Genomic DNA, 26283 nt, shown 5'->3' with positions numbered 1-26283 from the left:
GATGCGCGTGTGCTTCATCGCAGCACCGCTGACTGCACGCAGCGGCGTTTACCGCTCGGGCCGCGAACTCGTTGCTCAGGGCCGCGAGCGCGGCGAAGAGTGGAATCTGCTTTTCGGGGTGTCTGCCAAGGCCGCTGGCACACGCCCAGCTGACGACCCCTCGTGGATCGACGAGTTCACTTTCGAACCTTCAGGGCTCGGCGGCGTTCGCGACCTGCGGGCACGCCTCGCCGCGCATCCGCTGGTCGCCGAGAGTGATGTCATCGTCAGCCTGATCCCACAGACCGACATGGCGGTCGCAGGCATGCATCAGCCCTGGGTCGCATTCCTGCGTGGGCAGCCCTGGCCCGAACCTGGTGAGACTCAGAGCTTGAAGCGACTGGCATGGAAGACACTCGAGAAGTCTGCGCTTCGCCGCGCCGATGAGGTCTGGTCGACGACCGCGATCCTGCGTGAATATGCAGAGCTCCCTGGAATCGAACTGGTGCCCGCGGGCGTCAAGCCAGTGCCGCAGAGTTGGGATGGCCGCGGCGAGCGCGACAGAGCCGTCTGGGCTGCACGATTCAACAAAGACAAGAACCCCTTCCTGTTCCTCGACTCACTTCGCGATTCGAACTTGCATGGGGTGATGCACGGCTCCGGGCCTCTCGAAGAGGCACTCCGTGAGGCCGCGCCAGCCAACGTGGAGGTCGTGGGGTGGATCGCAGCGAGCGACCTTTGGACAGATGCCCTCGCCTACGTGGGCACTTCGCATCGCGAAGCCTTCGGCCGTAGCGCACTGGAGGCCGCGATGAGCGGAGTGCCCGTCGTGCTGGCCGACAGCTTCGGAGTCGCGCCCTTCCTGATCACCGATCCGACTTATCAAGCGCTGTTCGTTCTTCCCACTGACGACACCGACCGCTGGAGGCAGGCACTCCAACACCTTCAGACCGACGAGGCCCTGCGCGTCGCCTATTCCGAGCACCTGCGCGCCAACGCGGCGAAGCTCACGATCGCTGCGTCAGCGGACGTCGTGGCCGCTCGCTTGGCGCAAATCGGCACGACGGCGACGTGACCTCGTGTGGGCGTTCTGAACCACGCTGGTAGCGTGGCACGGGCGTTGTCGAAGAGATTCCGCGACCTGATCATTTCCCCGCTCGAGCAAACTGGAGCATCTTGTGGCCGTTGACCTTTTTCATTGGACGCCCGTTCGGCCCGTGATCAACCTCCCGCTGATTCGACGGTTCAGTCCGAAGCGAGCGCTCAAGAACTTCGGCGACGAGATCGGGCCGATGATCATCCGCTCGATCATCGACGAGCGAGGATTGGTCGCCCCTGAGTCTTCAGACTCGACTGGGCGGTTGTTCTCCGTGGGCTCCGTGCTCCACTTCGCGGCCGCCGGTGATCATGTCTGGGGAACCGGCATCAACGGGAAGATCTCGAAACCTCTCGACATCTCTCCCGGCGACATCTCCATCCACGCGGTCCGGGGTCCTCGCACGAAAGAGCGGCTGGAATCTCTCGGCTTCGACGTGCCCGCCGTGTTCGGTGACCCAGGGCTCCTGCTCCCCCACGTCGACTCTCGCTACGCGGCGTTGCACGATCGCACGAAGCGTCGAAAACTCGCAGTCATCCCCAACCTCAACGAGGTTGGCGACTACAAGCGCCACCCGGACTTCGTCTCGCCTTTGCAAGACCCGCTGACGATCGCTCGGATCATCGCAGATAGTGATTTCGTCACCGGTTCTTCCCTGCATGCCATGGTCTTTGCCGACGCGCTGGGAACGCCCTCGCGCCTGATCGCGTCGAATGCAGAGCATCCGTTCAAATATGAGGACTATTACCTCGGGACGGGCCGACGAGATGTCGTGCCTGCAGACAGTGTCGATGCCGCGCTACGTGCGGGCGAGACCGACGAGATGACGTTCGACGCAGCGAAGCTACTCGCGGCGTTCCCCGCGAAGCTTTTCGGTGAATAGCCTTCAGCGCCCGTCGCTGTTTGATCAGGCAGATCACCCGACCGCGACCGACGAGGTTGCAACAACCCGAGCCTCCTACCCCGCGTCGCAGATTTTACGTTGGGTCCAATTCCTCGAACGAGAACTCCGCCATTCCTACTCGCTGATCATTGATGCCGTAGCTGACACCGATCTGCCCCGCGTCAAACAGGTCTATGCCAGAGAAATAGGTTGCGAACCAGAGATGTTTATTGCGGCGCGGTCTAGTACCGAGAACAGTTCGCCAATCGTGCAAAAGCCGCGTCTTCCCGACCGCCGGCTTTAAGGTTCCGCTGTCGCCGATACGAATCCCCACAGGCCGCCCAAGGTACCCGCGCCAGCTTGTGATCCCCACCCGTTGATGGGCGATGAGTAGTAGCAGATCTCGCACAACTACGGGCTGAGTTCCGATTGTCATTCCCTTGCACGATGTGTTTCGCTGCGACGAGATCACGGTTCCGCGAATCGTTTCAATATCAGTCGAATCGACTACCCCGAAGGACAGCAGTGTAAGGGGGTCCAAAGAGTAGATGGCGCGCAAGTCACCGTCTGGACCTTCAAAGAAGCCCCAGTTCTTCTCGGTGCGCTGTCGTGGCGAAACCTCACATCGGATCGGTGAGCCGACTTCTGGATGCACGGGCATCACGTACACATCGTTTCCCGTCCGGACGAAGCCAGTATTGAAGCACGCCCACACCGAGCCGCGATATGCAAAGAGTTTAGGATCGGCTACGGGCTTTATCCCGTGTTCGGCCCCGATCGCGGTCAGATCTATCCGTGATCCCGGAAGTTCGTTTCGGCCTTCATCGTCAAGCACCACAATCAATGCAGAGACCGGCCCGAGCGCTACTTCACTCGTGCGCACTGCCACGACGATCTCGTCTGTGTGGCGTCGCATACTCAAATTGAATGTGAATGGCGCCAACTTCTGAACCTCGCGCACCACCGAGCGAGTTCGTTCGCTCGTCCGGCCTTGAAGCGTCCTGATCACCATCGTGTTTCTCCTGAACTTGTCTAATCCCCGCTCGTCAGACCGACCTCGAGAATGGCGCGGACTATATGAGGGAATCTCCGACTAATATCCGCCGCGCACGCAGTTCTTCTGTACTCGGTAGCACAATTTGTGAGGCGTCGAATCGTGCCGCAGCAGGCGACGAGGGCTTGGTGGCCCGTAGTGCAACCTGCAGTTCGACGGGCGCGATCCACGGCAAGTTCACCGACGCAATGTAATCCTGGTATTTGATAACCGGCTCAGACTGGATCGGCGCGATCAGCATGACCGGACGACCAATCGCGTGAGCGAAGATCAGCCCATGCAACGATGAGGTCAACACGAGCTCCGCCCGCGCGATCGAGGCCGCGAGCTCGCGTGGCTCGCAGTCAATGTCAATGAGCGAAACTCCGCGAGTTCGCTTGTATTCCTTCCGGTCTCGGTAATGCGGGATGAACACGATACGGTTCGGTTCCGCCGCAAGCCCGCTCTCTATTGGATAGAGCTCCTTGACCAGCAACCCCGGGTCGCCTTGAAACCTGATGCTAGCGACGTCGAACCCTGCCTGTTTCAATGCATCAAAAGTGATCGGGCCTCGCACTCCGCGGATCTCTGCGTCTCCCACTAACTTTGGCGAGGGAAGGGGGACTCCCTTCGTCCCGACGCCGGCCACGAGGTCACCCGGCAACATCCGGTGGATTACCGACCCGACAAGTAAAAGTCTGTTTCCTTGGTCGGAAATGTTCTGAGCATCGGCGCCATAATAATGCGCGATCAAATCACGGTTAAGTAGATCACCTGCGTTTCCGATGCGAAACGCGCGACGACGCAGTCGACCACGCGGCGCGTCGGTAACAGGATCCCAATAGAACGCCCGAATCGGCACTGCACACTCCCTGTCGCGGCCGCCGGACGTCCCTGCAGCGCGCTCAAGTGTAACCGGCTCCTGCCGGCATCGCAGAGTTCCGGCTATATCGGAACCTTGACCTAACACACCATCCGCTACCCGGTCAGACACGGGAGACGCTATATGGGTGAGCGATTCACCTGCGCAGGGCGCGGTTCGGCCTACCATCAGACATCGACGGAATGTGCTCGACCGCGTCCAGGTCGTTTCGGCCGCCGTGATCCTAGGTGACAGTTCGGTCGGGGTGTCGAGCGTACGACTCTTGATCTTCCGCATACCCATGAACCGCGCTCGTGGTCGATACAGATCGTGATGTGTACTGAATCCCAACCGCCGCGTTCTGCGAGGATCCGAAAGCGACCTAGCGGGACCGCATTAGTCATGCGTAACCCTAGTCGCGATGCTTCTCGATGGGACAACCTTTGTCGGGTGAATGCGCCCGGTTTTGGAACGGCGTCGGCAAAGCTCGTTACGAGCGCCTCGACGTCGCTGGCGGACCACCACAGTTTGATGCCGCTTCCCTCCGAGTTGCGAGGATGGCTTGATGCCAATGCCAAGAAGCTTGATCCCGCGCTTCGTGAGCCAGCGGTGCGGTCGGTGCGAGTATCCTTCTGTCGACCGCGAACGCGTTCGTTCCGGTTGCATGTCAGGAATCTTCTGGTGACCGCAATCGACAGACACGTGTTAAGCCCGTTCAGATCAAGCACCTCTAGAGGGTCGACTGGCACGTACCACCGAAGGACCGACGGTAGCCTCAGCCTGGTCAGCCCCAGCGAATACGAGATGACTTACGGTGCGGCCCTCAGCCGAGAGCCGCATCCTGCGTAGGAGCGGCAGAGAACCTGGGTCGGTTCAGACGCGAGAGAATTGGTGTTCGCGCAACACCGTGGCGTCGCCAATGGCCAATACTTGGGTCGGTGCTCGTGGATTTGCGCGGCTCCGGCGTGCCGAGTATCTGTAATCGATGGGCCAGGACCACATATTCGTTGATACGACGCATGCAACCCGCGAGGCAGGGTTTGCCGATTAGTCGCGCAGCGATGAACGATCTGTCGCACGTCGGGCAGCAGATCCCAGATCCCGGGTCACATCATTTCGAACCGCGACCTCGTCTGCGAACTCGCTTCGATATGCTCTGCACGACCGCTCGAGCGTATGGCTTGATCATTTCGCGGTTCTCCGTCCCTGCAATCGCCCAGAGGATGACGCCGTAGATCGCCGTACACGCCACACCCACGGGCACTGCGAAGGAGAGCAACGCCCACGAACTCTGCGCCCATGGCGTCAGCTGAAGCAAGCCGCCTATCACGACGATCGGCACGGCCGCTGCCAAGCACCTCAGAACCTGGAGCAGATAACGGCCAACTGCCAGATCGATGCGGCGCCGAAGCACCCACAGCCGCACAGGCCAAACGAAAACTCTCGACCAGCGGGAAATTAGCACTCCGATGATCCCCAACGGAAGCAACGCAAATACGAGTACAATTCCGACGACATTTTGAAGAAGCGCGAGCCAAAATGCTTGCTTGGGGTTGCCCGTGGCCAGCAGAACCGTCCGGTCGAAGTACATAACGGCGTTCAATGCCCAGGCGGGGGCGAGGACCCAGATCATCCAGGTCGCGGGCAGGAATTTTGCATCGAACACGACGGGAATGATTTGGGCGGCAAAGACTGCGACAAGTGCGAAGCAGAGGATACCGACCGCGCCAGCGACAAATGTCATCTTGCGGAAGATGCGATTCAATCGCGGCAGGTCGTCCTGCACGCGAGAAAAGGTCGACAGCGACACGCGCGCAATCACGGAGGTCACTAGCTCGATCATGATCATGCCGAGCCGTTGGGCGAGATAGTAGTAGCCGAGCACCTCCGCAGAGAAGAAGATGCCAATTACGAGCTTGTCAATGTTGCCCTGTATCGCATCAAGTAACTCGGTGGACATGATACTGATGCCCATCGGCCACAGCCGCTTGAGTGACGCAAAGGAGTACTCGAATTTGGGTCGCCATGGTGTGGTTGCCCAAAGCACAATGACACCAACGATTGAGATCGTGACAGTCTGAATGACGAGGGCCCATACTCCTCCGCCAAGCAGTGCAACTGGTACCGCTACGAGGGCTCCGATCACTGCTGCAATCAACTGCCGAACAGACAAGATCTTGAACTGAAAGCTACGTTCGAGCAAGGCAGCCGGCGCCTGTGACAGAGCAGTAATCGGCAGCGCGATGCCCAGCACCCGTAGGACGAGAGTGAGGTCCGGGAAACCCATCAGCCCCGCGATTAGCGGCGCGGTGAAGAACAGCGCGACGTAAAGCACGACCGCGATACCCATCGAGGTCCAAAATGCTGTCGAGGCATCCTTTGGTCTCAGATCTTTGATCTGGATCAATGCCTTGGTAAAACCCGAATCGACGAAGACCTGGAGCACCGCAGTAACTGCCGTAGCGAGTGAGATCAGACCGAATGCTTCCGGTGCGATCAGCTTCGTGAGGACTGCGAACACGGCGAGAGTCAGGAGCCGTGACCCCCATCGTTCAGCGACGACCCAGCCTATCGAGCGCGTTACTTTGTTCCGCAGTTCGTCGTCGTCACTCACCTTGGCTGCCACACTTTCTGCCCCACAAAAGCAACGAAGAACTCCCCTTCTCGCGATACCTCAGCACCGGCCAAATTCCGGTGTGGTGACTTCTCGCACCCTGAATCTTAGTCGACCAGGCAAAACTTGCCGAAGGAGCGCCCGTCATAGTCAGGAAGAGAATCCGCGTCCCCGGATTTGCTCGTAGGCGTCCAGGTATGTGTCCACTGTCGTCTGCGCGAGAAGATTCCATTCACGAGATCGCATATCCACTCGCGCCTCGCGTATGGACTCTTCGGCATCACGCATCGCGTCCCGAATGATCTGTGCCGTAAGCACACCCTCGAACAAAATCACCCACTGCGCACCGAACTCTTCCTCGAGCAGCCGTGTCGACGGTGAGTCTCGCACCAGGATTGGTCTGTTCAACGAGAGCGAAAGCAGCGCGACCCCCGAGTTGTGCACCTCTTTATAGGGCAGCACGACGAGCGAGGTCTCCGCAATCTGTGTGGCCAGCACGTCATCCGGGACGAACCGGAGGTCGAGCGTGATGCGCTGATCGCCATCCTTCAGGCCCTCGAGAACGGAAATCGTCTCCGCCGTGTCCGGCTTTCCGGCGATCGTCAGCGACACATCATCTCCCCCAATAGAACGGAACGCGCGTACGAGTTCGTCCATCCCCTTATAGGCGCGGATTTGCCCGAACGAGAGGATACGCCCTTGTATCGATGAGTTATCGGCAGGTACTTGATACCAGTCTCGATAGTGGCCATGCCGTACGAGGACGGTCGCGGCGGCGTTGGGAGTTGGTGTGGCCTCGTTGAGAACGATCCATCGATCAGTCACTCGGTCAAGCTGACGCAGAGCAAAACCTTCGATCGTTCCTACCGCTTCGTGAGGAGCCAGGTTGTGGACGGTACGAACGATCGCTTTCTTCTGAAGACGAATCCGCATGAGGAAGACAAGCAGCGCCACGCTCTTCAAGATGCGGACGCTCTTCTTCGGGTGGTTCACGAACACTTCGGGCCAGTGGACGTGCAGGACGTCGAAATTGTCGGTCAGCGCCCCCTTCCACCGGAAGAAGGCAATCCGTACGCGAGAGTCCTCGCGGATACCGCGGACGAGCAGGCTCGTGTAAGGGTTCGAGACTTGCTGTCCCCCATCCGGGTCGCTCAACGCCTGTAGGACCGTCAACGATCGCCTGGTCATGACATTCCTCCGCGAGCGCGCGTTTGTGTCGATCGATAACGCGCGTTGTCGACGTTACCCGGAGGCACAGGGGTTTAGCTGTGAAGCCAGGTATCGTAGAACGGTCACATGTGGGGGGAAGAAATCTAGATGCCGATAGAGATTACGCCAATAGGCCTCGCGTTCGCATTGGCGATCGTCGTCTGTTTGGTCGTCCAACCTCGCGGCCTCGTGTGGGTGCTGAGTGCGGCGATACCGTTCTCGCACACAGCGATGATAGTCGTCGGAGACAGCGGAGTGAGTCCGTTCTGGGTGATCGCGGTCGTTGCTGTCTGTCGGCTCATATACATCTATTTTCAGCGCGGTCGAGCGCGATTCGCACACATCCAACGGGTTCATCTGCGAGGTGCGACCGCGGCTCTCATCCTTTTCGGCGCGTACGGCACGCTTATAACTGCGATCGGTCCTGCGCTCTTCAGCGGCACAGAGGTAATCGCACCTCGAGGCGGCCTAGACAGCCAGATCGACAACTTCACTGCGTTGACGTACACAACATCGAACTTGGCGCAGTTGGCGTATCTACTCACTGGCATCGGTCTCGTCTTGTACTTCATTGTCGAACCGCCGCGCTCAAAACGCGTGCTTGAAGTTGCGATCGTCGTCGGCTTCGCACTCACTTTGTTCAAACATTTCTTTATCGATTTTTGGCCACAAAGCTGGTTCGACTCGAATCCGAGTTACACATACCACTGGATCATCGCGTCCGCTCGGGAACGCGGCCCCTTCGCCGAGCCCTCGCTGCTCGGCATGTTCATCAGCATGAGCCTCGCGTACCTCGCCAGCGCCTTCATTTATGCGACTTGGCGTACGCGCATCCTCTATGGCGCCTTGATCGCTGTGGGGCTCTACGTCTACTTGATCTCTTACACAGGGACCGCGCTTGTCTCTCTCGGAATCGTTGCGGTGTTGGGCGTTATTGTGGCCGCCACGGTCGTCATTCGTCGCGCTTCGAAGAGGATCCGACTGATCTTTGCGGCTGCGTGTGCCCTCGTCGCCCTCACCATCATCATCTTCTGGGATCTCGTCTACCGGTACACGCTCGAGATCGCACTCAACAAGCTCACCACCGACTCATTCTCGAACCGAAACGCCAGCAACGAGAACTCGTTCAAGGTCTTTCTCGAGTCGTTCGGGCTGGGCGTGGGGCTAGGAAGCGACCGCCCTTCGAGTCTGTTCTTCATGCTCCTTTCATGTGTCGGCATCATTGGCACGCTCCTGCTCGTACGAGCCGCCAGCGGATTCGTCACGGTCGGAATGCGAAGCAAATTGGCTCAGCCGCTGGCGTGGGCGCTCTTGGCCCAATTGATTGCGATGGTGGTCGCGAAACCTGATCTCTCCGCGCCCGCCGCATGGTTCTTGATTGCGTCTCTGGCTGTGCCGTACAACGAGTGGTCATCCCAACGACAGCCCGCAACGATACGGCCCCTGTCCGCTACCGTCGCCTCCATCGCTACCTGGATTCCCAGCGAGATCCGCGGCAGCATTCCCGGTCAGGCAGACTCGTCCAGCTCCACGCGCACCCCGAGCACCCGCAAGCTGCGCCGTCGGACACGAGAAGCACCGCAGGACCACAAACAGGACAAAATCCTGAAGATTGTAGGGCTGGTCTCTGTCGTCGTTTTCTTCGCGTTTATCGCTTACGGCGGCCATGCGGAGCGTGCCGGCGCTACAACTACTCTGTCCGATACCGATGCCTCTATCGTCAACCAGCTCCAGGAGCACGAAAACGGTTGGAAGGCTCTTGAAGACGAACGACAAAGGGCAGAAGGGCAAATCGCCCTCTTCAACGGGGTCGCAGCGCTAGTGCCGAATGAGTTTGTGGCGCTTCCGGAAACTCTGACGAGATTCGGTGAAGCGATTGCTGCTTATCAAGCTGCCTCGCATGCGTCGTCGACCGACATCAGCACGCCTGAGCAGCTGGCCGACATCGCAAGCTACGCACCTCCGGCCGCTGGGCTTGACATACGTGAAGAAGCGAAATCACTCACTGACTATGAGCAACGAATGCGACAGGTCATCTCGGCGAATCAAACTGTTGTCGAAAATCTGGACAATATCGAATCTGCCTTCAAGGACACCAAGGACTCATTGTTGCAAGTAGTCACGGCAATGATCGATTCCGCAACTCTCCTCGATCTTGCCAACGTCGAGGCTTCAGCCGCCAATGCCTTCGTAGCATCGGTGGAGGAGGCCCGTACCTTCGATTCAATGACGTCAGTACAGGAACTCCACGATGGTGCGCTCGCTATCTTCCACGCCCGAGTTGCACTCGCGGGTGCAATCGTGGAGGCTCCCAAGCCAGCTCCTGTCCCGGACCCAAAGCCGCAACCTGGTCCTGCGCCCGAACCAGAGTCTTCAAAGCCGACAGAACCGGAACCGGAGATCGCGCCGGAGCCGGAGCCCTCAGCGACACCGGAGCCCGAACCTCCGGCGACACCTGCCCCTGCCCCTGAGCCGTCAGCACCCGCATTGCTTACGCCAACCCCGGAGCCCACGGACGTCAGTCCACCCCTCATGCCTTAATTGCGCCCAGCTGGGAACCTGAACCGTGAACCGTCCCGGGAATCATGCCGCTGTTTTGTCAGCGGCGTTCTCGGTTGAGAGGCCGATTGTTTGAGCGTAGTAGGTCTGCTCGTATTCCTCGGGCAGGACATTCCCGAGCGCGCTGTGGAGGCGCTCGTTGCTATACCAGTGCACCCAGTCGAGGGTGAGTTCCTCGACGTCGGTAATCGTCCTCAACGCTCCGGCGCGGAAGGGCGATCCCTTCGCGACTGCTTCGTTCTTGTAGAGGCCCATCACCGTTTCCGCCGCGGCGTTGTCGTAGGCGTCGCCGACGGATCCGATTGACGCAACGAGGCCTTCGAGAGCGACAGTCTCGGTGAAGCGAATAGACGTGTACTGCGACCCGGCATCGGAGTGGTGAATCATCCCGGCGGGAACGGGCCGGCCTGTGTGATCGCGCAGCCAGGGCGCCATTTTCAGACACTGCTCCACGAACGCGGTGTCTTTGACTGTGGACAGGTCCCAGCCCACGATTGCCCGTGAATGCAGATCGATCGCGAATGCGACGTAGACGAATCCCGACCAGGTCGGCACGTAGGTGAAGTCCGTCACCCACGCATGATTGGGGTGCGGAGAGGAGAAGTCCCGCTTCAAATGATCCGCAGCGCGGCGTGCATCGCGCTCGGCTACGCGGGCTCGGAGTTTGCGACCTCGGATCAGGCCGTTCATGCCCTCGGAGCGCATCAGGCGGTCGACCGTGTGCATGCTGATGCCGGGGAACCCGTTCCGGTCCAGCCAGGCCGTCATCTTCCGCCGCCCGTAGAGGACCTCCGGGCGTTGCCGGCCCTTGCCGTCGCGTTCGCGGAGTCGGTGCAGGACCGTGAGCACCTGGGCATCATCGATGGTGCGATCTGAGGCCGGGCGTGTGCGCCAGGCCCGATACGACCGTAGAGAGACTGCCAGGCCCTGCGCACGCAGGCCCTGGCAGATCTGCTCGACTCCGTGGCCATCCGCCCTCATCTCATCGATGAAGGCGCAGATCAGTGACGGCGAGGGTCGAGCTCCCTCGCGAAGAAAATCGAGGCCTTCCTCAGGATCTCATTCGCCTCTTGGAGATCACGATTCTCCCGCTTGAGCTGTCTGATCTCGTCCAGCTCGGGGCTCGATGGGCCAGCCTTCACACCGGCATCGATCTGGGCATCCAGGACCCACCTGCGCAAGGACTCGACGCCGACGTTGAGCATGGGCGCGAGAGCTTTCGCCGCGGCCGACACCGAGTCGTATTCATCAAGCCGCTCGAGCGTCATCCGGACTGCGCGGTCCCTAACCTCGGGAGGGAACTTCTTGGGCATAGTCGAATCCTTTCACCAGAAAGAAGACGGCACGAAACCCGGGACGGTTCAACCTTGAACGCAAAGGTTATCGTTCAGGTAGTACGTTGAGCGAACGAATTTGTTCGTCAAACCACGGCACGAGGGTACGAGCAAATGTAACCGCTAGGTGGTTAGAGTCGAAGTAGACAACCGTGCCACCGATCACGGTATGCACCGTTTCTCCTTTGGAGAGCTCGGAGGCTATGTCGATGAGAGGAACGCCACTCTCCATAGCTGCCTGAGTCATAAAAGTCGTCGTCGTCGAAACCTCCTGTGGGCAGGGGTCAGAAGTTATGCCCGCCGCGATCTGCTCTTCGACACAAACAGGTGCCTTTACTTCACCGCGCATCCCCTGAGGATCAGAGATGACTGCAACCGAGATACCCGCAATCTCAAATTCCTCGAGCGCCGCGCGTCCTTCAGCGACGGTGACGTGCTTGCTCCGCTCACGTGAAGTCAGCAACGCGAGGTCAATATCACCGCGGGCTAGGACATCTTCTCGCATTTTTGCACCCCAAGCCAAGCAGCCCTCGAACTTGTTCCTCTGCGACGTCACCTGCTCCAGGGCCGTCTCGGATTCGAACCCACTACAACTTGATCGCGCATAGACGAGAACCCTCCACCCATTCAGATTCGCTACTTCACCGATCGTCTGCACGAATTGCTCCGCGTGTGAGTCTCCGATCAACGCGATGGTTGCGGTAGGAGAGTCTGTTTCTCCGACCTCGCAGGGTTCGGCGCTATCAAACATCGTCGTAAAGCATCCGTGGTCCCACAGGGGCGCGGCCGTCCAATACTGGTCTTGTGCGCTGAACGCGGGGTCAACGGTGTCAGTGACGGCGTATGGATCGTCACAGTCATTCTCCAGCGCGTAGAAGCCGAAGCATCCGGCCGAATCCGAGATTGATGCTTCGAGCTTTTCGGCATCGGAGCGGAAGACCCAACCCAGCACAGAAACTGCGCCGACAATCAGAACCATCCCTGCTGCCATGAACGCATAGCTCGTGCGGCGGTGCCGCAGAACACCCTTCGAAGATCGGAAGGGCTCCTCGACGTAACGGCTGGTGAGGAAAGCCAGTGCGATCGTGAGGACGAAAACGGCGACGCCCCATTTCGCGCCGAGAGCTCTGCCGAGCAGCGCCTCGGCTGCGATAATCAGCGGCCAGTGCCATAGATAAATTGAATACGACTTGTCACCCAGGAACTGGACAAAACCGGCACGCGCGAGATATTGAGGAGACCAGGGCGAGTCTCGATCCCCGATCGCAATCAACGCTGCCGTGCCAATCACTGGTATCAAGGCCGTCCACCCGGGAAATGGAGTCTTCGCGGTGTACAGGAATCCGGGGGCGATGATCGCGGCGAGAGCAAGCCAACTCGCGAAAGTCGCAGCGTGGTCGGGCAACCAACGCATCAGCGCTGCAGGCAAGAACGCGATCAGACCACCCGCTGCAAACTCCCATGCACGAGTGTGTGTCACGAAGTAAGCCGATTCTGGTGAGGTCTGGGTCAGCCAAATCGACAGCGTTAGCGAAACAAGAAAAACGACCGCGAACATCACAAAGATGAGCCGCCTCGGACTTTGCCTGCGCGAGCGTGAAGCGACCCAGGCTGCGATGACGACGAGAATCGGCCAGACGATATAGAACTGCTCTTCAACTGAAAGCGACCAGTAGTGCTGGACAATTGACGGCGCGTTGTCTGCAGCCAAATAGTCGACAGCGTTGGCCGACAACAGCCAGTTCAAGAGGTAGATCGTGGCGGCACCGATCTCCTGAAGATTCTGCTTAAGCAGAGTCTCGGGCGCAACCGTTACCGCCAAGACTGTCGAGGCGGCAAGCACCAAGAACCCCGCTGGCAGTAGTCGACGAATCCGCCGTGACCAGAAGTGCGACAGAGATACTGTGCCGTTGCGGGTGACTTCGGACACGAGGTGAGCTGTGATGAGGTAGCCGCTGATGACGAAGAAGACGTCTACACCGATGAAGCCACCTGTCAGCCTCTTGGGCCACAAGTGATAGATGACGACGAGCATCACGGCCAGAGCGCGTAGGCCCTGTATGTCGAGGCGCTTGCGACTTATCGTTGTGGCGGGTTCGCGCACCAAGTTATGTTCCAAGTTCGATTTCTCCTTCTGAGCGCAGACGAAGAGCTCGGTATCAGATCCGAATCCGGGGTCCCGCAGTGATCATTAGCGGGCCGCAACACGGGAAATCGCTCCAACGAGGCTCGGCCGAGCGAAGGCGTTCCGACCTATGATATCCGCACCTCACGACCGCAGCAGTTTGCATGACTTGGAACCGCCGTTTTAACGCGTCAGAACAAGAACCGAGATCTCGTCGTGGAGCCAAGGGACCAGTGTGCGAGCGAAGCTTCGAGTCAGATGGTTGTTGTCGAAGTATACGATCGTGTCACCGATAACGGCATGCGCGAGATCCCCCTCGCTGAGCTGTGCACGCAGATCAATGATTGGCAGGCCTAGCGATTCCGCAGCTTTCGTCACCGCCCCTTCATTGCTGTTCACCTTCTGTGCACATGGGTCGGAAGTGTCGCCTGTTTCGATTGCAAGCTCAACGCAAGCAGGAGCCTTTGTATCACGGGCAGTGATTCCAGGAACGTCGGTGATCACGGCAACGGTCGCGGCCGCGTCTGATAGTTCCTCCAACGCTCCATCGACCGTGCCAGAGTCGATCCGGTTCCATCGTTCCTGGCTGGAAAGCAGTATCAGGTCGATACCGTCTGTCTTTGCGAGTTTCTGCCTCACACTCTCACCCCAGGCGACGCAACCATCGTGCTCCGCCTGAAACTCTTCGCCGTCCATTTCCCTCGGCGTTTCCACACCGCTGCAGCTTGAACGGGTGAACATCAGAAGCCGCCATTGATTCACCTCGGCAACTTCTGCCAACGGTTCGATCAGGTGCAGGGAGTGAGAATCCCCGAAGAGCACGACCGTAGCGCGCGGATCAGCGATCTCGCCGAACACGCACTCATTCCCCAGCGCAGGATCGGTCGCCAGGCACGGGTAGTCCTCACGCAATGGCGTGCGCGCGTAGCGATCCTCAGCGGAGAACGCCGGCGAAAGAGGTGACCCGGTCGCATCATACGGATCGGCGCAATCGTTCTGAAGAGCGTAGAACCCGAAGCACCCTTCAGGATCGGATATCGCGGCCTCAATTCGCTCGACGTCGCTTCGATTCGAGAAACTCACAATCGACATCGATCCGACAACCAGCACCATCCCCGCAGCCATGAAGGCAAAGCTCCGTCTCCTGGAGCCAAGAGGGCCGTTGCTCGACCGGAGGGGGTCTTCGACGTACTTCTTGGTCGCGATCGCAAGAAGGATTGCCATCGCAAGCAACGCCAGACCGGACTTCGCACCGACTGAGTGGCCCAACAAAATGGGGGCCGCGACAATCAACGGCCAGTGCCACAAATACAACGAATAAGACACATCGCCAAGCACCTGGATGTACCCGGCTCGAGCCAGATACTGCGGCGACCATATGGACGAGCGATCTCCCAGCGCGATGAGCAATACGACTCCGGCGACCGGAACCGCAGCTGTCCAGCCAGGGAACGGCGTCTCGTCGGTATACAGAAAAGCGGGCACCAAGACACAGGCCAGCGCACCCCAGCTCAGTGCATCGAGTGCCCAAGACGGCAACCGCTGGGCGGCGACGACCGGCACGGCGGCCAGCAGCCCGCCCGCTGCGAACTCCCACGCACGCGTGTAGGTCGCGAAATACGAGACCTCGGGCATCGTGCGCGTGAACCAGATCGATGCCGCGAGAGAAAGCACAAACACTACAGCGAACAACGCGACCGCAGTGCGTGCTGTGCTCTTCGCTTTCAGTTTGACGCCCAGCCAGATGGCAAGAAGCATCAACAGCGGCCAGATGATGTAGAACTGCTCTTCGACAGACAAGGACCAGTAATGCTGTACCACCGAAGGCGTGTTGCTGGATGCCAGATAGTCCACCGAGTTCCACGCGAGTAGCCAGTTCAATCCGTAGAACGCCGCTGCGCTGATCTCCACGAGATTCTGCTTGAGCATCGCCTGTGGCACGATGAGAGTCGCGATGAGCACGGATGCGATGAGCACGAGGAACGCCGCCGGTAGCAGCCTCCGTGCTCTGCGAGCCCAGAATCTCGTCAGTGAAACTGTGCCCGTACGAGCCACCTCACCAAGGAGGTGGGCCGTGATCAGGTAGCCAGAAATCACGAAGAAGACATCGACACCGATGTAACCACCGGGTAGCTTCGCCGGCGAGATGTGGTAGACCACCACGAGGAGAACTGCTACCGCGCGTAGGCCCTGAATGTCGTATCTCTTGCCGCCAGAGACCGTTCGGGCAAGAGTCAACGTACGTTCTTTTCTACAAACTCGACAATCCGGCGCGTAAACACTTCGACATCGAAGTCTGCCGCTCGCGCTACACATGCGTCCGCGTTAGACCCGACGGCGAGATCAACGGCAACAGCCAACTCAGTGTGAGATTCCCACTCATGCACGTGCGCACCAGTGACACCATCGATGACCGACTCCACCGCTCCCCCGATGCCGTTCGCCACCACCGGAGTGCCCGAGGCCATCGCTTCAACCGGTACGATCCCAAAGTCCTCGATAGGGGCGAATACCAAGGCCGCAGCCTTGCGGTACAGCGCCTTCAGTAGCGGGAACGAAGGGCGGTGCAGGAACCGGACGTCGACACCGCTTGCTTCGGCTTCTGCACGCAGACGTGCCTCGTCGGGCCCCTCCCCTGCGAGCACCACAGGACGCCCAGATGCGAGACCGGCGGCGATCGCCGCGTCCAATCGCTTATACGGAACCCAACGCGATACGGCGAACAGAAAGCCATCAGGGAGAGCGTCCAACAATGCCTGGTCAGCGTCCGACAGCACTGGCGCCTCCGCGAAGTCCTTCACGGCTACGGGCGGATAGATAACTTCAGCTTCACGCTGCCAGGTCGCTTGGATTCGTTCAGCGACGAATCTGCTGTTGGCTGCGATCGCAAGCGGTTCTTGCGCGCGCTTTCGGTCGAGCGGCTTCAGCGCCGAGGACATGAGTTTTGCTGGAATCGATCCGCCGCGGCCGTCCAGCTCCGGCACCCAGATGTAGCGTGCGGGGGTATGCGCGTACACAAGCTTTGGAGCATGCCGCGCGGGCCCGCCGAAACGCGCATGATGCGCAAAGAGGTGGCTGCTCGTCAGGACCCAGTCGGCCTCAGCTGACGGCAACTGCCGCCATGCAAGGGGCATCAGAGGCAGAGACAGCGCCTTACTGCGGCGAAGCGGCGTGCGCGCTAACCAGGTCTCACCGACCCCGTTGAAACGGCCCTCGCTATCATCCCACAGCGCGTATCGCGCGGCGTCCGGAAAAGTCTCGCTGAGCACCTCGAAGACGTTCTCCGACCCTCCGGTGCGAGCGAGCCACTCGTGAACGAGAATGCCGCTCAAAATTCAACCCCCATTGTCAATGACCATTCGATCTTAGTCGCGCGGTCACTGGGCGACTAAACGCCCATCGGGGAGGGTGCTTACGCCCGCGCCTCGAACTGAGCGCGGCGAGCCAGCAACACGACCGCGAGACCGCCGAGCACCAGCACGAGACCGCTGGTAGCGACGCCAGATGCGAACGCGGAGTCGATACCGGTGATGGCCAGGTCGTCGGTGACTGTGATGTCGACGAACACAGACCCGCTGGTCGCACCACGCACCTCGATCTGGTGGTCACCGATGTCCGTGCCGCCAGCGATCCCCACCACCAGCGAAAGTACTCCGTTGGCATCTGCGGTGGCGTTCGTCAGCTTCCACGGATTCGAATGCAGCCAGAGCTCAAGCGACTCGTTTGGTGCGAAGCCGCTCGCGTTGATCGTCACGCTGCCACCGGCCGGAACCGATGTGCTCGAAACGTTGACTGCAGGTGAAACTGGTGCAGGTGCAGGCGGTTCTACAACAGGCGCGGGATCCGGGCTCGGCGCGGGATCCGGGCTCGGCGCAGGAGCCGGAGGCTCAGAGGGCTCTGGAGACTCGGACGGGACCGGCGCCTCGGTCGGCGCGGGGGTCGGCTCCACCGTCGGAGTCGGAGTCGGAGTCGGCTTCTCCGTCGGAGTCGGCGTCGGGGTGGGAGTCGGGGTTGCTTCCACGCAGTCGACAGCAAACTCGTAGGTCTTCTCACCGACGGGCTTCGCCAGACCTGCGCTGTGGCGCTCGACGACGGTGACAACCGTCTTTCCTTCACGCGGGATTGTGTAGTCGATCACCGCTCGGCGGTTCTCGTCCATGTCAGCGGATTCCGTCGCCTGGGTGTCGCCGTTGACCACGGTTACCTCGGCGGTGGCGTCGCTCGGAGCATCTGAACCGAACCGCACTGTCGCCGTGGCCGTGGCATCTCCTTCAGCGGTGCACACCGCGTCACTGAACGTCACTGCAGCAACCGCTGCAGGCGCTGATGCATCTGCGCAGTTCTCAGCGAACGAGAAAAGACCTTCATTCTGCGGGACTTCATTGACGACCCACTCGACCAGGTGCGTTTCAGCATCTTCGAAGACGAGAGTGGTCGCGGCAACGTCCAGGATGAAGCCATCTTCTTCTGACGCGACCGTTTGGACTTCCCCGGAAACTTCATCATCAACCCGAAGGTATGAGGTCGCCGAGTGACCAGCATCCAACGTGATCATCCCGCCGACAGTAACCACGAAGCTATCCGAATAGCACTGTGCCGTGAGCGTCAAATCGCTGTCGACCACGACGGCCGCCTGTGCGGGCGCAGCCACAATCAAGCTGCTGAGCGCAATGGTGACGACACCAACAAGCGACGCAAGGCGCGCGCGAAGCGTGCTGTGCGGACTGCTGTTGTGGAGGCGTCGAGTCATGTCGGCTCTTTCGGTCGATGAGCACCGTAATGGACGGATGCAAAGGGCGTCAGCGTTGACACTTACGCGAATCTTATCGAACTTCTGGGGCAACTGGCGATTCTGCACAGCACTTCAGGATGCGCCGTACGAAAGTAGCCCCTACTTGCCGAGTATCGCGCCCAGCCGTTCAGTCAAGATCGGCACGAGCGTCAGTGCGAAAGTACGCGCAAGGTGGTTGTCGTCGGTATAAACGATGGCACCACCGATCACCGCAGGACACTCTTCGTCGTTGCAGAGGACATCGTTCATCGACACGACCAACGTGTCAGATGACTCGGCACCGATGAGTACGGGATCTGTGCGCTCGCGAATGCTTGTATCGCAGGGCAGGAACGATTCGACGCACTCTGCGCCCGTCGTGCCCTTCGGCATGCCAGGCACGTCCTCTAGAACGATCGGGGTAATCCCGGCCGCCTCAAGTTCGTTGAGCCATTTCGCAACGACCTCAGGATCCAGCGGCCGATGCCAAGAGCGGCTGCTGAAGATTACCGCGTCCGGCTTCTCCGCAAGCACGGTCTGCTGAACGTGCTCAGTCCAGTCCATGCAGCCTTCAGTACGAATGATCGCCTGCGGATCACGAATGCTGTCGATAGTGAACTGATCTTCAAATGTCGAGCAACCGCCAAGCGCGAACACCCGGAGGGTCCAATCGTTGTTCGCAGCGGCAGTCTTCATCGGCTCCAACAGATGACCGGTGTGCGAATCGCCCACGAATGCGACCGTCGTCGCCCCATCGCCGAAAGTGCAATCTCGCGCTGGAGAATCCGGCGAGGGATAGGTCTTGATGCACGCCTTCTCACCTGGGTCGTTTCTGCCCCACGAGTCTTTATCAGTCACGCTGAAGACGGGGCTCGTCAGCGCAGTCGCGGCATACGGATCTTCGCAACCGTTGAGGATCGCATATGCACCGTAACAGCTCTCTGGATTGCTCAGCTCAGCGAAGATCAGTCCCTTGATTCCCTCCTGTGACTTTTCAGCGACATAAGTCCCCCCAACACCGATCGCCACAACGATGACCATCCCCGCGGCCATGAATCCGTAGGCACGTCGGCGCCCGCGCAGGGGCCCACCCGACGAACGGAACGGAGTCTCGACGAAGCGCTGAGTGAGTAGCGCAAGGACAACAGTGACGATGAAGATACCAACCCCCCACTTCAAGTCGATCCTTCCGCCGACCAAATAGGGGAAAGCCATGATGAGTGGCCAATGCCACAGATAGATCGAATACGACGCATCGCCAATCGTCTGGACGGCACCGTGGCCAGCGATGTACTGCGGCGACCAGGCGTCGGTCGAGTCTCCGAGCGCCAGGAGCGCCGCAGTCCCCAGCACCGGGACGAGAGCAGTCCAGCCAGGGAAGGGAGTCGACCCGTCGTAGAAGTAGGCTGCGGCGAGAATCGCAGCCAGGGCAATCCACGACATTAGCGTCTTGCCGACCACGAACCCGCGACGCTGGCTGAAATACGTCATCAGCCCAGTGGGAATGAACGCGACCAGTCCGCCAGCTGCGAACTCCCACGCACGGGTTGGGGTCACGAAGTACGCCGCGCCTGGGTTCGTGGCTGTTAGCCAGATGGAGTAAGCCAACGAGCCGACAAAAACGAGCGCGAGCAGTCCGCCAATCGTCGCCTTCCGATTCTTGATCCGGAGCACCTTCGCGAGGACGATCGCGAGCAGTATCAACAACGGCCAGACGATATAGAACTGCTCTTCGACGGAAAGCGACCAGTAATGCTGGACAAGCGACGGAGCATTCTCCGCGCCGAGGTAGTCCACGGCATTGGCGGCAAGAAGCCAGTTCAAAACGTAGAGAGACGCCGCCCCAATCTCAGAAAGATTCTGAGCCAAAACTGAGCTTGGGAACACCACATACACCAGTAGCAGTGACGCTGCGAGTACGACAAAGGCCGCAGGCAGCAGTCGCCGCACGCGGCGAGCCCAGAACTGGGTGAGCGACACCGTCCCTGTCCGCGAGACTTCTGAGATCAAATGCGCGGTGATCAAGAATCCGCTGATGACGAAGAAGACATCAACGCCGATGAATCCGCCAGTGAGTTTCTTCGGCCATAGGTGGTAAACGACCACCAGAAGCACGGCAAGAGCGCGGAGTCCTTGAATATCGAGGCGCTTTGTCGCACCGTTCAGTTTGACTCCGGACACTATGCTGTTCCTCCTGGCGATCGTCGTGGCGACTGATTGGCCGTCGCGCTCAGCTGAGGACCAGCAGGTCGAAGTACCAGCGGCTATTGTACGACCCCAGGAAGCGCTTCAAAGAGTCAGTCCCAGCGTCGGCGCCTCATGGCTACCTCAAAGTCCGCGTCGAGCACCCGGGTCACTGGGAAGCAGGACGATCGAGACCCACAGGAATGCGTAGCTCGACGGCAGTGGGCCAACGCGGATTCGCTCAGTGGGTGCTCCTCGGCTCTAGCAGCGGGAGTGACATCCACGAGGGCGGTCGAGCGAACGGGCGTAGCCATCGGCCGATACGATCATCTGGTGGATATGCTCAGCGTGGTGAGCGGGGCATGACGGTCCCCGTTAGGACTGTTGTTGCGCCGACGAGCGCACCCAGACTCCGTGGGTTCCGTTCAGATGTACAAGGGCTGCGAGCAATCGCAGTGGGACTCGTACTGCTCTACCACGCCGGTGTTCCCGGCATCACCGGCGGTTACATCGGAGTCGATGTATTCTTCGTCATCTCCGGATTCCTCATTTCTAGCCACCTGCTGGACAGCATCCAGCGCACTGGTCGGATCAACTTCGCTGAGTTCTACGCACGTCGCATCCGCCGAATCTTGCCAGCGTCCTGGACGATTGCCGTCCTGACCGCTATCGCGGCAATCATTGTCTACCCGGCCCTCACACTCGAGAGAGTTCTGAAGGACGCCGTCGCGACGGTGCTCTACGTTCCCAACTTGCGATTCGCTGACGAGGGCACAAATTACCTCGCCGATCATTCACCATCTCCGTACCAGCACTTCTGGTCACTCGGCATCGAAGAACAGTTCTACCTGCTCTGGCCGCTCCTGCTCTTATTGATCAGCCTGATCGTCCGCCGCCGTCGCGTGTGGATCATCATCGCGATCACAACATTTGGTATCGCGAGCTTGACCTACGGGATCATCCTCACCCCCATCGACCAGCCCGCCGCTTTCTTCATGCTCTCCACGCGTGCCTGGGAACTCGTGATCGGGGCAGTAGTCGGGGCACTCTTGTTGTACAGCGCGCCAATTCTGCCGACCTGGATCAGAGCCATCGGCGGCTGGACCGGCATCGCGCTAATCCTTGTTCCTGCAATCGTTTTTGACGACACGACGGCGTTCCCGGGCACTGCGGCCGTTATACCAACAGTCGGCACGGCCTTGGTTATCTACTTCGGCGGAGCAACTGCGAAGCGTGGCCCCACGGCGGTGCTGTCGCTCAGGCCGATGCAGTTCCTCGGACTGATCTCTTACTCGTTGTACCTCGTGCACTGGCCGTTGCTGGTTCTGACGCAGATTGCCGTAGGCGAGCAACACCCACTCAGCCTCGGCGCGAAGGTCTTGGTCGGAATCGTGTTCGCTGTCCCGGCGGCGTGGGTGCTGTTTCGATTCATCGAAACGCCGTTTCGAGCGCCGAATTTCTTAGCGCGGCGGCGACCGAGGATGACCCTGTGGGGCACCCTCGCGGTCACTGCTGTTCTTGCGCTGGCGCTCACAGGCGCGACACGCTGGGCCGGCGATCGGGACGTCCCCACTGGGCCCGCAGTTGCGGCCGCCCCCTCAATGCCGACCGTTCCACCGGCTGCGACCGATCACGTGCCCAGCAACTTGAACCCATCCTTTGGTGAGTTCGCAAACGACCTCGCGCCGATGTACACCGACGGGTGCCATCTCAACTTCACTAGCGAAGACGTCCAGGACTGCGCCTATGGAAATCTCGGCGGGGACGTGCGCATCGCCATCTTCGGAGACTCGCACGCCGCGCAGTGGTTCCCCGCTGTATCTATCTTCGCCGAGCAGCATCCATCCGTCCGGATCGAGAACTATACGAAATCATCTTGTCCTGCCGTCGACTTGACCCTGCTGAACAATGACGTCCCCTACGCTTCTTGCGATCGCTGGCGGGACGCCGTGCTCACCCAGCTCACCAACGAGCCCCCTGAGCTCGTGGTCATCTCCAGCTACACGAGGTCCAACCTGCCAGGCGTCGCGGAAGCCGACAGTGGACGGGTTTGGAGCGAGGCATTGAGCTCAACGGTCGCGCAGCTTGAAGGCGCAGGCAGCCAGGTGCTCGTCCTGGCCGATTCACCTCGTTTCATCGCCGCGCCATCGATCTGCGCGTCGGGGCACACTCATAATTTGAATCCGTGTGCCGGCACGCGAAGCGATGTCGTTGACAGCGTTTTCGCTGCATGGGAGTTGCAGGGAACCGAAGCCGCCGGTGGAACTTTCGTTGATCTCACCGAGTACATCTGTGGCGAGGACAGTTGCCCAGCAGTCGTCCACAACCTGCTGGTCTATCGCGACACGCACCATCTGACTGCGACTTTCGTCGAATATCTGGCGCCGGCCCTCGCACCCGCAATTGAAGAGCTGATACCGCAACTTTAACGGCCAGCGAGGCACCCCTAAGGAGCCAATCGCCGGGCACGCGCCAGTTATTAGCCGTACGGGCCGCGGCCACCCCGAACTCGTCCTCGCAGGCGCGGCTGATGCCAGTCAAAGGCGATGGGGCTCGTGTCGGGACGCGTTCGACCTCGCGGTCACATGTGGCCTGATCGATACGGCCTTGATCGCTCGATACCGCGTCCTACCGAACAGGCAGTCGCAGAGTCGGCGCATCCCCCGTCGCCCAGAAATCCGCGTCCAGCACCCTGGTGACAGGGTCGGGCTCGACCGGCGCATACGGCTGCTGATGCTGATATTGCTCGGCGCGTGCGCGCTGCAACTGAGCCGCCGCATAGCGCCGCTCCCACAGTTCGCGCTCGATCTTGGTGCGATCCCGGGCATAGATCATCGCTCGCATGATCATCGCGAGCAGCAACCCGAGGTAGCCACCGATCGTGTTCGACAACACGTCGTAGAACGTCGAGACGCGCTCATCCAGCGCAAGCCCCTGCGTGAACTCGATCGCGCCGGAGAACGCCGGCAACAGGAAAATCGCCACCCACCACGCCTTACGAGCCAGGGCAAGACCCAGCAAGAAACCGAGCGGCATGAACATGCCGATGTTCGCGGTGAACTCGAGCTTGTCGTATCCGAACGACTCCGGCACCCCGAAGTTGTGGAGCACCCGCAGCAGCCGAGAGGAGATGCTGCCGAACTCCAATTGCTGGGGGTTGGGCCACATCGTGACCAGCAGGACGAACGCGGCGTAGAACGCGAGCAATACTGTCGAAACCCATAGCCGGGCGTAGCTTCGCGGCGGCGGTGGGCCGACGTGGATTTCGCTCAATGGGTGCTCCTTGTTACTAGCGGGCGGATAGCCATCGTAACGAGGGGCGGCTGGGAGAACGGGGGCTTCCCGCTCAGGCCACGATCAGCGTCACCGCTCGCACATGATGCCATCGCGATCTGCGTCACGAGCGATCGACTGCAGGGCATAAAGGGTGTTCGATGCGAACGGCTTTCCCACGAACGGCTTCAACTTGCCGCTCTTCATGTCACCCTTGGTCGTCGACTTGCGAATCCCGTCAGGGTAGTCCTTGTTGAGCAGCGTGCAGGTCGCGTAGTACTTGCCCGTCGCCTTCTTGGTTGCCGAACTGCCAGCCGTCTTCGGCGTGTATCCGGCTTTCGAACCGGTCACCTTGACCGTGACTGCGCGATCCGCGTCCACCGGGCGCACCGTATAGGTCGACCAGATCGCCTTCGACACGGCCGCTCCCCCGACGTACCACTGGTACTTCAGCGCCGTCCCACTCGTCCACGTACCGGGCTTCGCTGAGAGCTTCTGCCCCACCGTCACCTTGCCAGCGATGGTCACCGCACCGGTCTTCAGGGTGAGCGCGGGAACCGCCTTCGTCGCAGCGGAGGCCTTCGACACCGACTTGTAGCCAGACTTCGAACCGGTCACCTTGACCGTGATCTTCTTGCCGACCTGAGCCGTCTTCGGGGTGAACTTGGACGACGTCGCGCCCTTGATAGCCACGCCGGCCGCGTACCACTGGTACTTCAAGGCGACACCGGGGTTCCAGGTGCCGGGCTTCGCCGTGAGGGCGGAGCCGACCTTTGCCGTCCCTGCGATCGTCGGCACCGGCGTCTTCGAGAGCGTCGAAGCCATCGGAGCCACGATATGGACGGTTTCTACACGCTCTGCAGCGTACGCACTCGGCGCAACGGCGAAGAGACTCGCGGCGATGACCGCGGACGCGATCGTGGAAAGGTAAGAACGGCGCTTGCGCGTGCTGCTGTGCACGTGGTCTCCCTGTGATGGCGCGATGACTCCACAGGAGGCGGGCATTCGCATTCAGCTGAATATTAGCAGGGGCATCCGGCATCGGCATCCGGCATCCGGCATCCGCCAACGACAAAGGGGCCGGACCCGAAGGTCCGACCCCTTTGCGAGGAAGCAGATGCTTACTTGATGATCTTCGTGACCGTACCAGCACCCACGGTGCGTCCACCCTCACGGATGGCGAAGCCGAGGCCGTCTTCCATAGCGATCGGCTGGATCAGCGCGACCGTCATGTCAGTGGTGTCACCAGGCATGACCATCTCGGTGCCCTCAGGCAGCGAGATGACGCCGGTGACGTCGGTGGTGCGGAAGTAGAACTGCGGGCGGTAGTTCGTGTAGAACGGGTTGTGACGCCCGCCCTCTTCCTTGGAAAGGATGTACGCAGAGCCCTCGAAGTCGGTGTGCGGCGTAACCGTACCCGGCTGAACGACGACCTGGCCGCGCTCAACGTCTTCACGCTTCAGACCGCGAAGCAGCAGACCACAGTTCTCGCCGGCCCATGCCTCGTCGAGCTGCTTGTGGAACATCTCGATACCAGTGACCGTGGTCTTCTGCGTCGGGCGGATGCCGACGATCTCGACCTCAGAGTTGATCTTGAGGGTTCCACGCTCGGCGCGGCCGGTGACGACGGTTCCACGACCGGTGATCGTGAAGACGTCCTCAACGGGCATCAGGAACGGCTTGTCCTTGTCGCGCACCGGGTCCGGAACGGACTCGTCAACAGCGGTCATGAGGTCAAGAATGGACTGAACCCACTTCTCTTCGCCGTTGAGGGCGCCGAGAGCCGAGACCTGAATGACAGGAGCGTCCTCGTCGAAGCCCTGAGCTGCGAGCAGCTCGCGGACCTCGAGCTCGACGAGCTCCAGGATCTCCTCGTCGTCAACCATGTCGCTCTTGTTCAGCGCGACCATCAGGTACGGCACGCCGACCTGCTTGGCGAGCAGAACGTGCTCACGGGTCTGAGCCATCGGGCCGTCAGTAGCGGCAACCACGAGGATCGCGCCGTCCATCTGAGCAGCACCGGTGATCATGTTCTTGACGTAGTCGGCGTGGCCGGGAGCGTCAACGTGCGCGTAGTGGCGCTTGGGGGTCTCGTACTCAATGTGCGAGATGTTGATCGTAATTCCACGCTGGCGCTCTTCCGGCGCCGAGTCGATGGAAGCGAAGTCGCGCTGCACGTTGGTGTCGGACGGGAACTTGTCAGCGAGCACCTTGGAGATGGCTGCGGACAGCGTCGTCTTGCCGTGGTCAACGTGACCGATCGTTCCGATGTTGACGTGCGGCTTGGTCCGCTCGAACTTGGCCTTGGCCACTGGGTCCTCCTCAGGACGTTCGTGTAGAGATTGCCGGGCACTGGATTGT

General features: G+C 60.3%; 18 protein-coding genes. 4 read left to right on the top strand and 14 right to left on the bottom strand.

The genetic code is table 11. The features are described 5' to 3' along the window. The first annotated feature begins 1 nt into the window (after position 1). Positions 2 to 1054, top strand: coding sequence for a glycosyltransferase family 4 protein (locus AC1C2O_RS16645; protein WP_495431554.1), 1053 nt, complete (start codon positions 2 to 4; stop codon positions 1052 to 1054). A 103-nt stretch (positions 1055 to 1157) separates the two neighbouring features. Further along, on the top strand, positions 1158 to 1958 hold the full coding sequence (locus AC1C2O_RS16640) for a polysaccharide pyruvyl transferase family protein (protein WP_495431553.1): 801 nt from the start codon (positions 1158 to 1160) through the stop codon (positions 1956 to 1958). A 94-nt stretch (positions 1959 to 2052) separates the two neighbouring features. Here the strand turns inward: AC1C2O_RS16640 and AC1C2O_RS16635 are convergent, their stop codons facing one another. The 4 genes from AC1C2O_RS16635 to AC1C2O_RS16620 form a co-directional block, all read right to left on the bottom strand. Then, a complete protein-coding gene (locus AC1C2O_RS16635) occupies positions 2053 to 2970 on the bottom strand; it encodes a hypothetical protein (RefSeq protein WP_495431552.1) in 918 nt (305 codons plus the stop codon). Positions 2971 to 3031: 61 nt separating this feature from the next. Next, the gene (locus AC1C2O_RS16630; protein ID WP_495431551.1) at positions 3032 to 3853 is read right to left on the bottom strand and encodes a polysaccharide pyruvyl transferase family protein; all 822 of its coding nucleotides are present in this window, start codon (positions 3851 to 3853) and stop codon (positions 3032 to 3034) included. A 1111-nt stretch (positions 3854 to 4964) separates the two neighbouring features. Beyond that, complete coding sequence (locus AC1C2O_RS16625) at positions 4965 to 6467, bottom strand: lipopolysaccharide biosynthesis protein (RefSeq protein ID WP_495431550.1); 1503 nt, start codon at positions 6465 to 6467, stop codon at positions 4965 to 4967. A 150-nt stretch (positions 6468 to 6617) separates the two neighbouring features. Beyond that, positions 6618 to 7655 (bottom strand): glycosyltransferase family protein, encoded by a 1038-nt coding sequence (locus tag AC1C2O_RS16620; RefSeq protein ID WP_495431549.1) that lies wholly within the window; start codon positions 7653 to 7655, stop codon positions 6618 to 6620. 129 nt (positions 7656 to 7784) lie between these two features. Between AC1C2O_RS16620 and AC1C2O_RS16615 the strand changes: the two genes are divergently transcribed. Continuing rightward, the gene (locus AC1C2O_RS16615) at positions 7785 to 10217 is read left to right on the top strand and encodes an O-antigen ligase family protein (protein WP_495431548.1); all 2433 of its coding nucleotides are present in this window, start codon (positions 7785 to 7787) and stop codon (positions 10215 to 10217) included. A gap of 42 nt (positions 10218 to 10259) precedes the next feature. On the opposite strand, the gene AC1C2O_RS16610 is transcribed toward AC1C2O_RS16615, so the two are convergent. The 7 genes from AC1C2O_RS16610 to AC1C2O_RS16580 form a co-directional block, all read right to left on the bottom strand. After that, a complete protein-coding gene (locus AC1C2O_RS16610; protein ID WP_495431547.1) occupies positions 10260 to 11216 on the bottom strand; it encodes an IS3 family transposase in 957 nt (318 codons plus the stop codon). Positions 11217 to 11236: 20 nt separating this feature from the next. Next, a complete protein-coding gene (locus AC1C2O_RS16605) occupies positions 11237 to 11548 on the bottom strand; it encodes a transposase (protein ID WP_495431546.1) in 312 nt (103 codons plus the stop codon). A gap of 67 nt (positions 11549 to 11615) precedes the next feature. Next, a complete protein-coding gene (locus AC1C2O_RS16600) occupies positions 11616 to 13673 on the bottom strand; it encodes an acyltransferase family protein (RefSeq protein WP_495431763.1) in 2058 nt (685 codons plus the stop codon). 204 nt (positions 13674 to 13877) lie between these two features. Then, positions 13878 to 15932 carry an acyltransferase family protein gene (locus AC1C2O_RS16595; RefSeq protein ID WP_495431545.1) on the bottom strand — a complete coding sequence of 685 codons (2055 nt, stop codon included), beginning with the start codon at positions 15930 to 15932 and terminating at the stop codon, positions 13878 to 13880. Beyond that, positions 15929 to 17026: a glycosyltransferase gene (locus tag AC1C2O_RS16590; RefSeq protein ID WP_495431544.1), complete on the bottom strand. Its 1098-nt coding sequence runs from the start codon at positions 17024 to 17026 to the stop codon at positions 15929 to 15931. The genes AC1C2O_RS16595 and AC1C2O_RS16590 overlap by 4 nt, the downstream gene beginning before the upstream one ends. Before the next feature lie 80 nt (positions 17027 to 17106). Beyond that, the gene (locus AC1C2O_RS16585; RefSeq protein ID WP_495431543.1) at positions 17107 to 18444 is read right to left on the bottom strand and encodes a hypothetical protein; all 1338 of its coding nucleotides are present in this window, start codon (positions 18442 to 18444) and stop codon (positions 17107 to 17109) included. Positions 18445 to 18585: 141 nt separating this feature from the next. Next, the gene (locus AC1C2O_RS16580) at positions 18586 to 20646 is read right to left on the bottom strand and encodes an acyltransferase family protein (RefSeq protein ID WP_495431542.1); all 2061 of its coding nucleotides are present in this window, start codon (positions 20644 to 20646) and stop codon (positions 18586 to 18588) included. Between the two features lie 206 nt (positions 20647 to 20852). Here AC1C2O_RS16580 and AC1C2O_RS16575 point away from each other — a divergent pair, with 206 nt between their 5' ends. Next, positions 20853 to 23078, top strand: a complete 2226-nt coding sequence (locus AC1C2O_RS16575) for an acyltransferase family protein (RefSeq protein WP_495431541.1) — start codon at positions 20853 to 20855, stop codon at positions 23076 to 23078. A gap of 199 nt (positions 23079 to 23277) precedes the next feature. Here the strand turns inward: AC1C2O_RS16575 and AC1C2O_RS16570 are convergent, their stop codons facing one another. The 3 genes from AC1C2O_RS16570 to tuf all read right to left on the bottom strand — a co-directional run bounded on the left by AC1C2O_RS16570 (position 23278) and on the right by tuf (position 26234). Further along, positions 23278 to 23922, bottom strand: a complete 645-nt coding sequence (locus AC1C2O_RS16570) for a VanZ family protein (protein WP_495431540.1) — start codon at positions 23920 to 23922, stop codon at positions 23278 to 23280. A 90-nt stretch (positions 23923 to 24012) separates the two neighbouring features. Beyond that, positions 24013 to 24882, bottom strand: coding sequence for a hypothetical protein (locus tag AC1C2O_RS16565; RefSeq protein ID WP_495431539.1), 870 nt, complete (start codon positions 24880 to 24882; stop codon positions 24013 to 24015). Positions 24883 to 25043: 161 nt separating this feature from the next. Next, on the bottom strand, positions 25044 to 26234 hold the full coding sequence (gene tuf, locus AC1C2O_RS16560; RefSeq protein ID WP_495431538.1) for an elongation factor Tu: 1191 nt from the start codon (positions 26232 to 26234) through the stop codon (positions 25044 to 25046). Positions 26235 to 26283 lie beyond the last annotated feature (49 nt).

The sequence above is a fragment of the Microbacterium sp. Y355 genome (assembly GCF_059445345.1).
The sequence above is the reverse complement of the archived record's forward strand: the minus strand, read 5'-3'. Positions and strand labels throughout refer to the sequence as shown.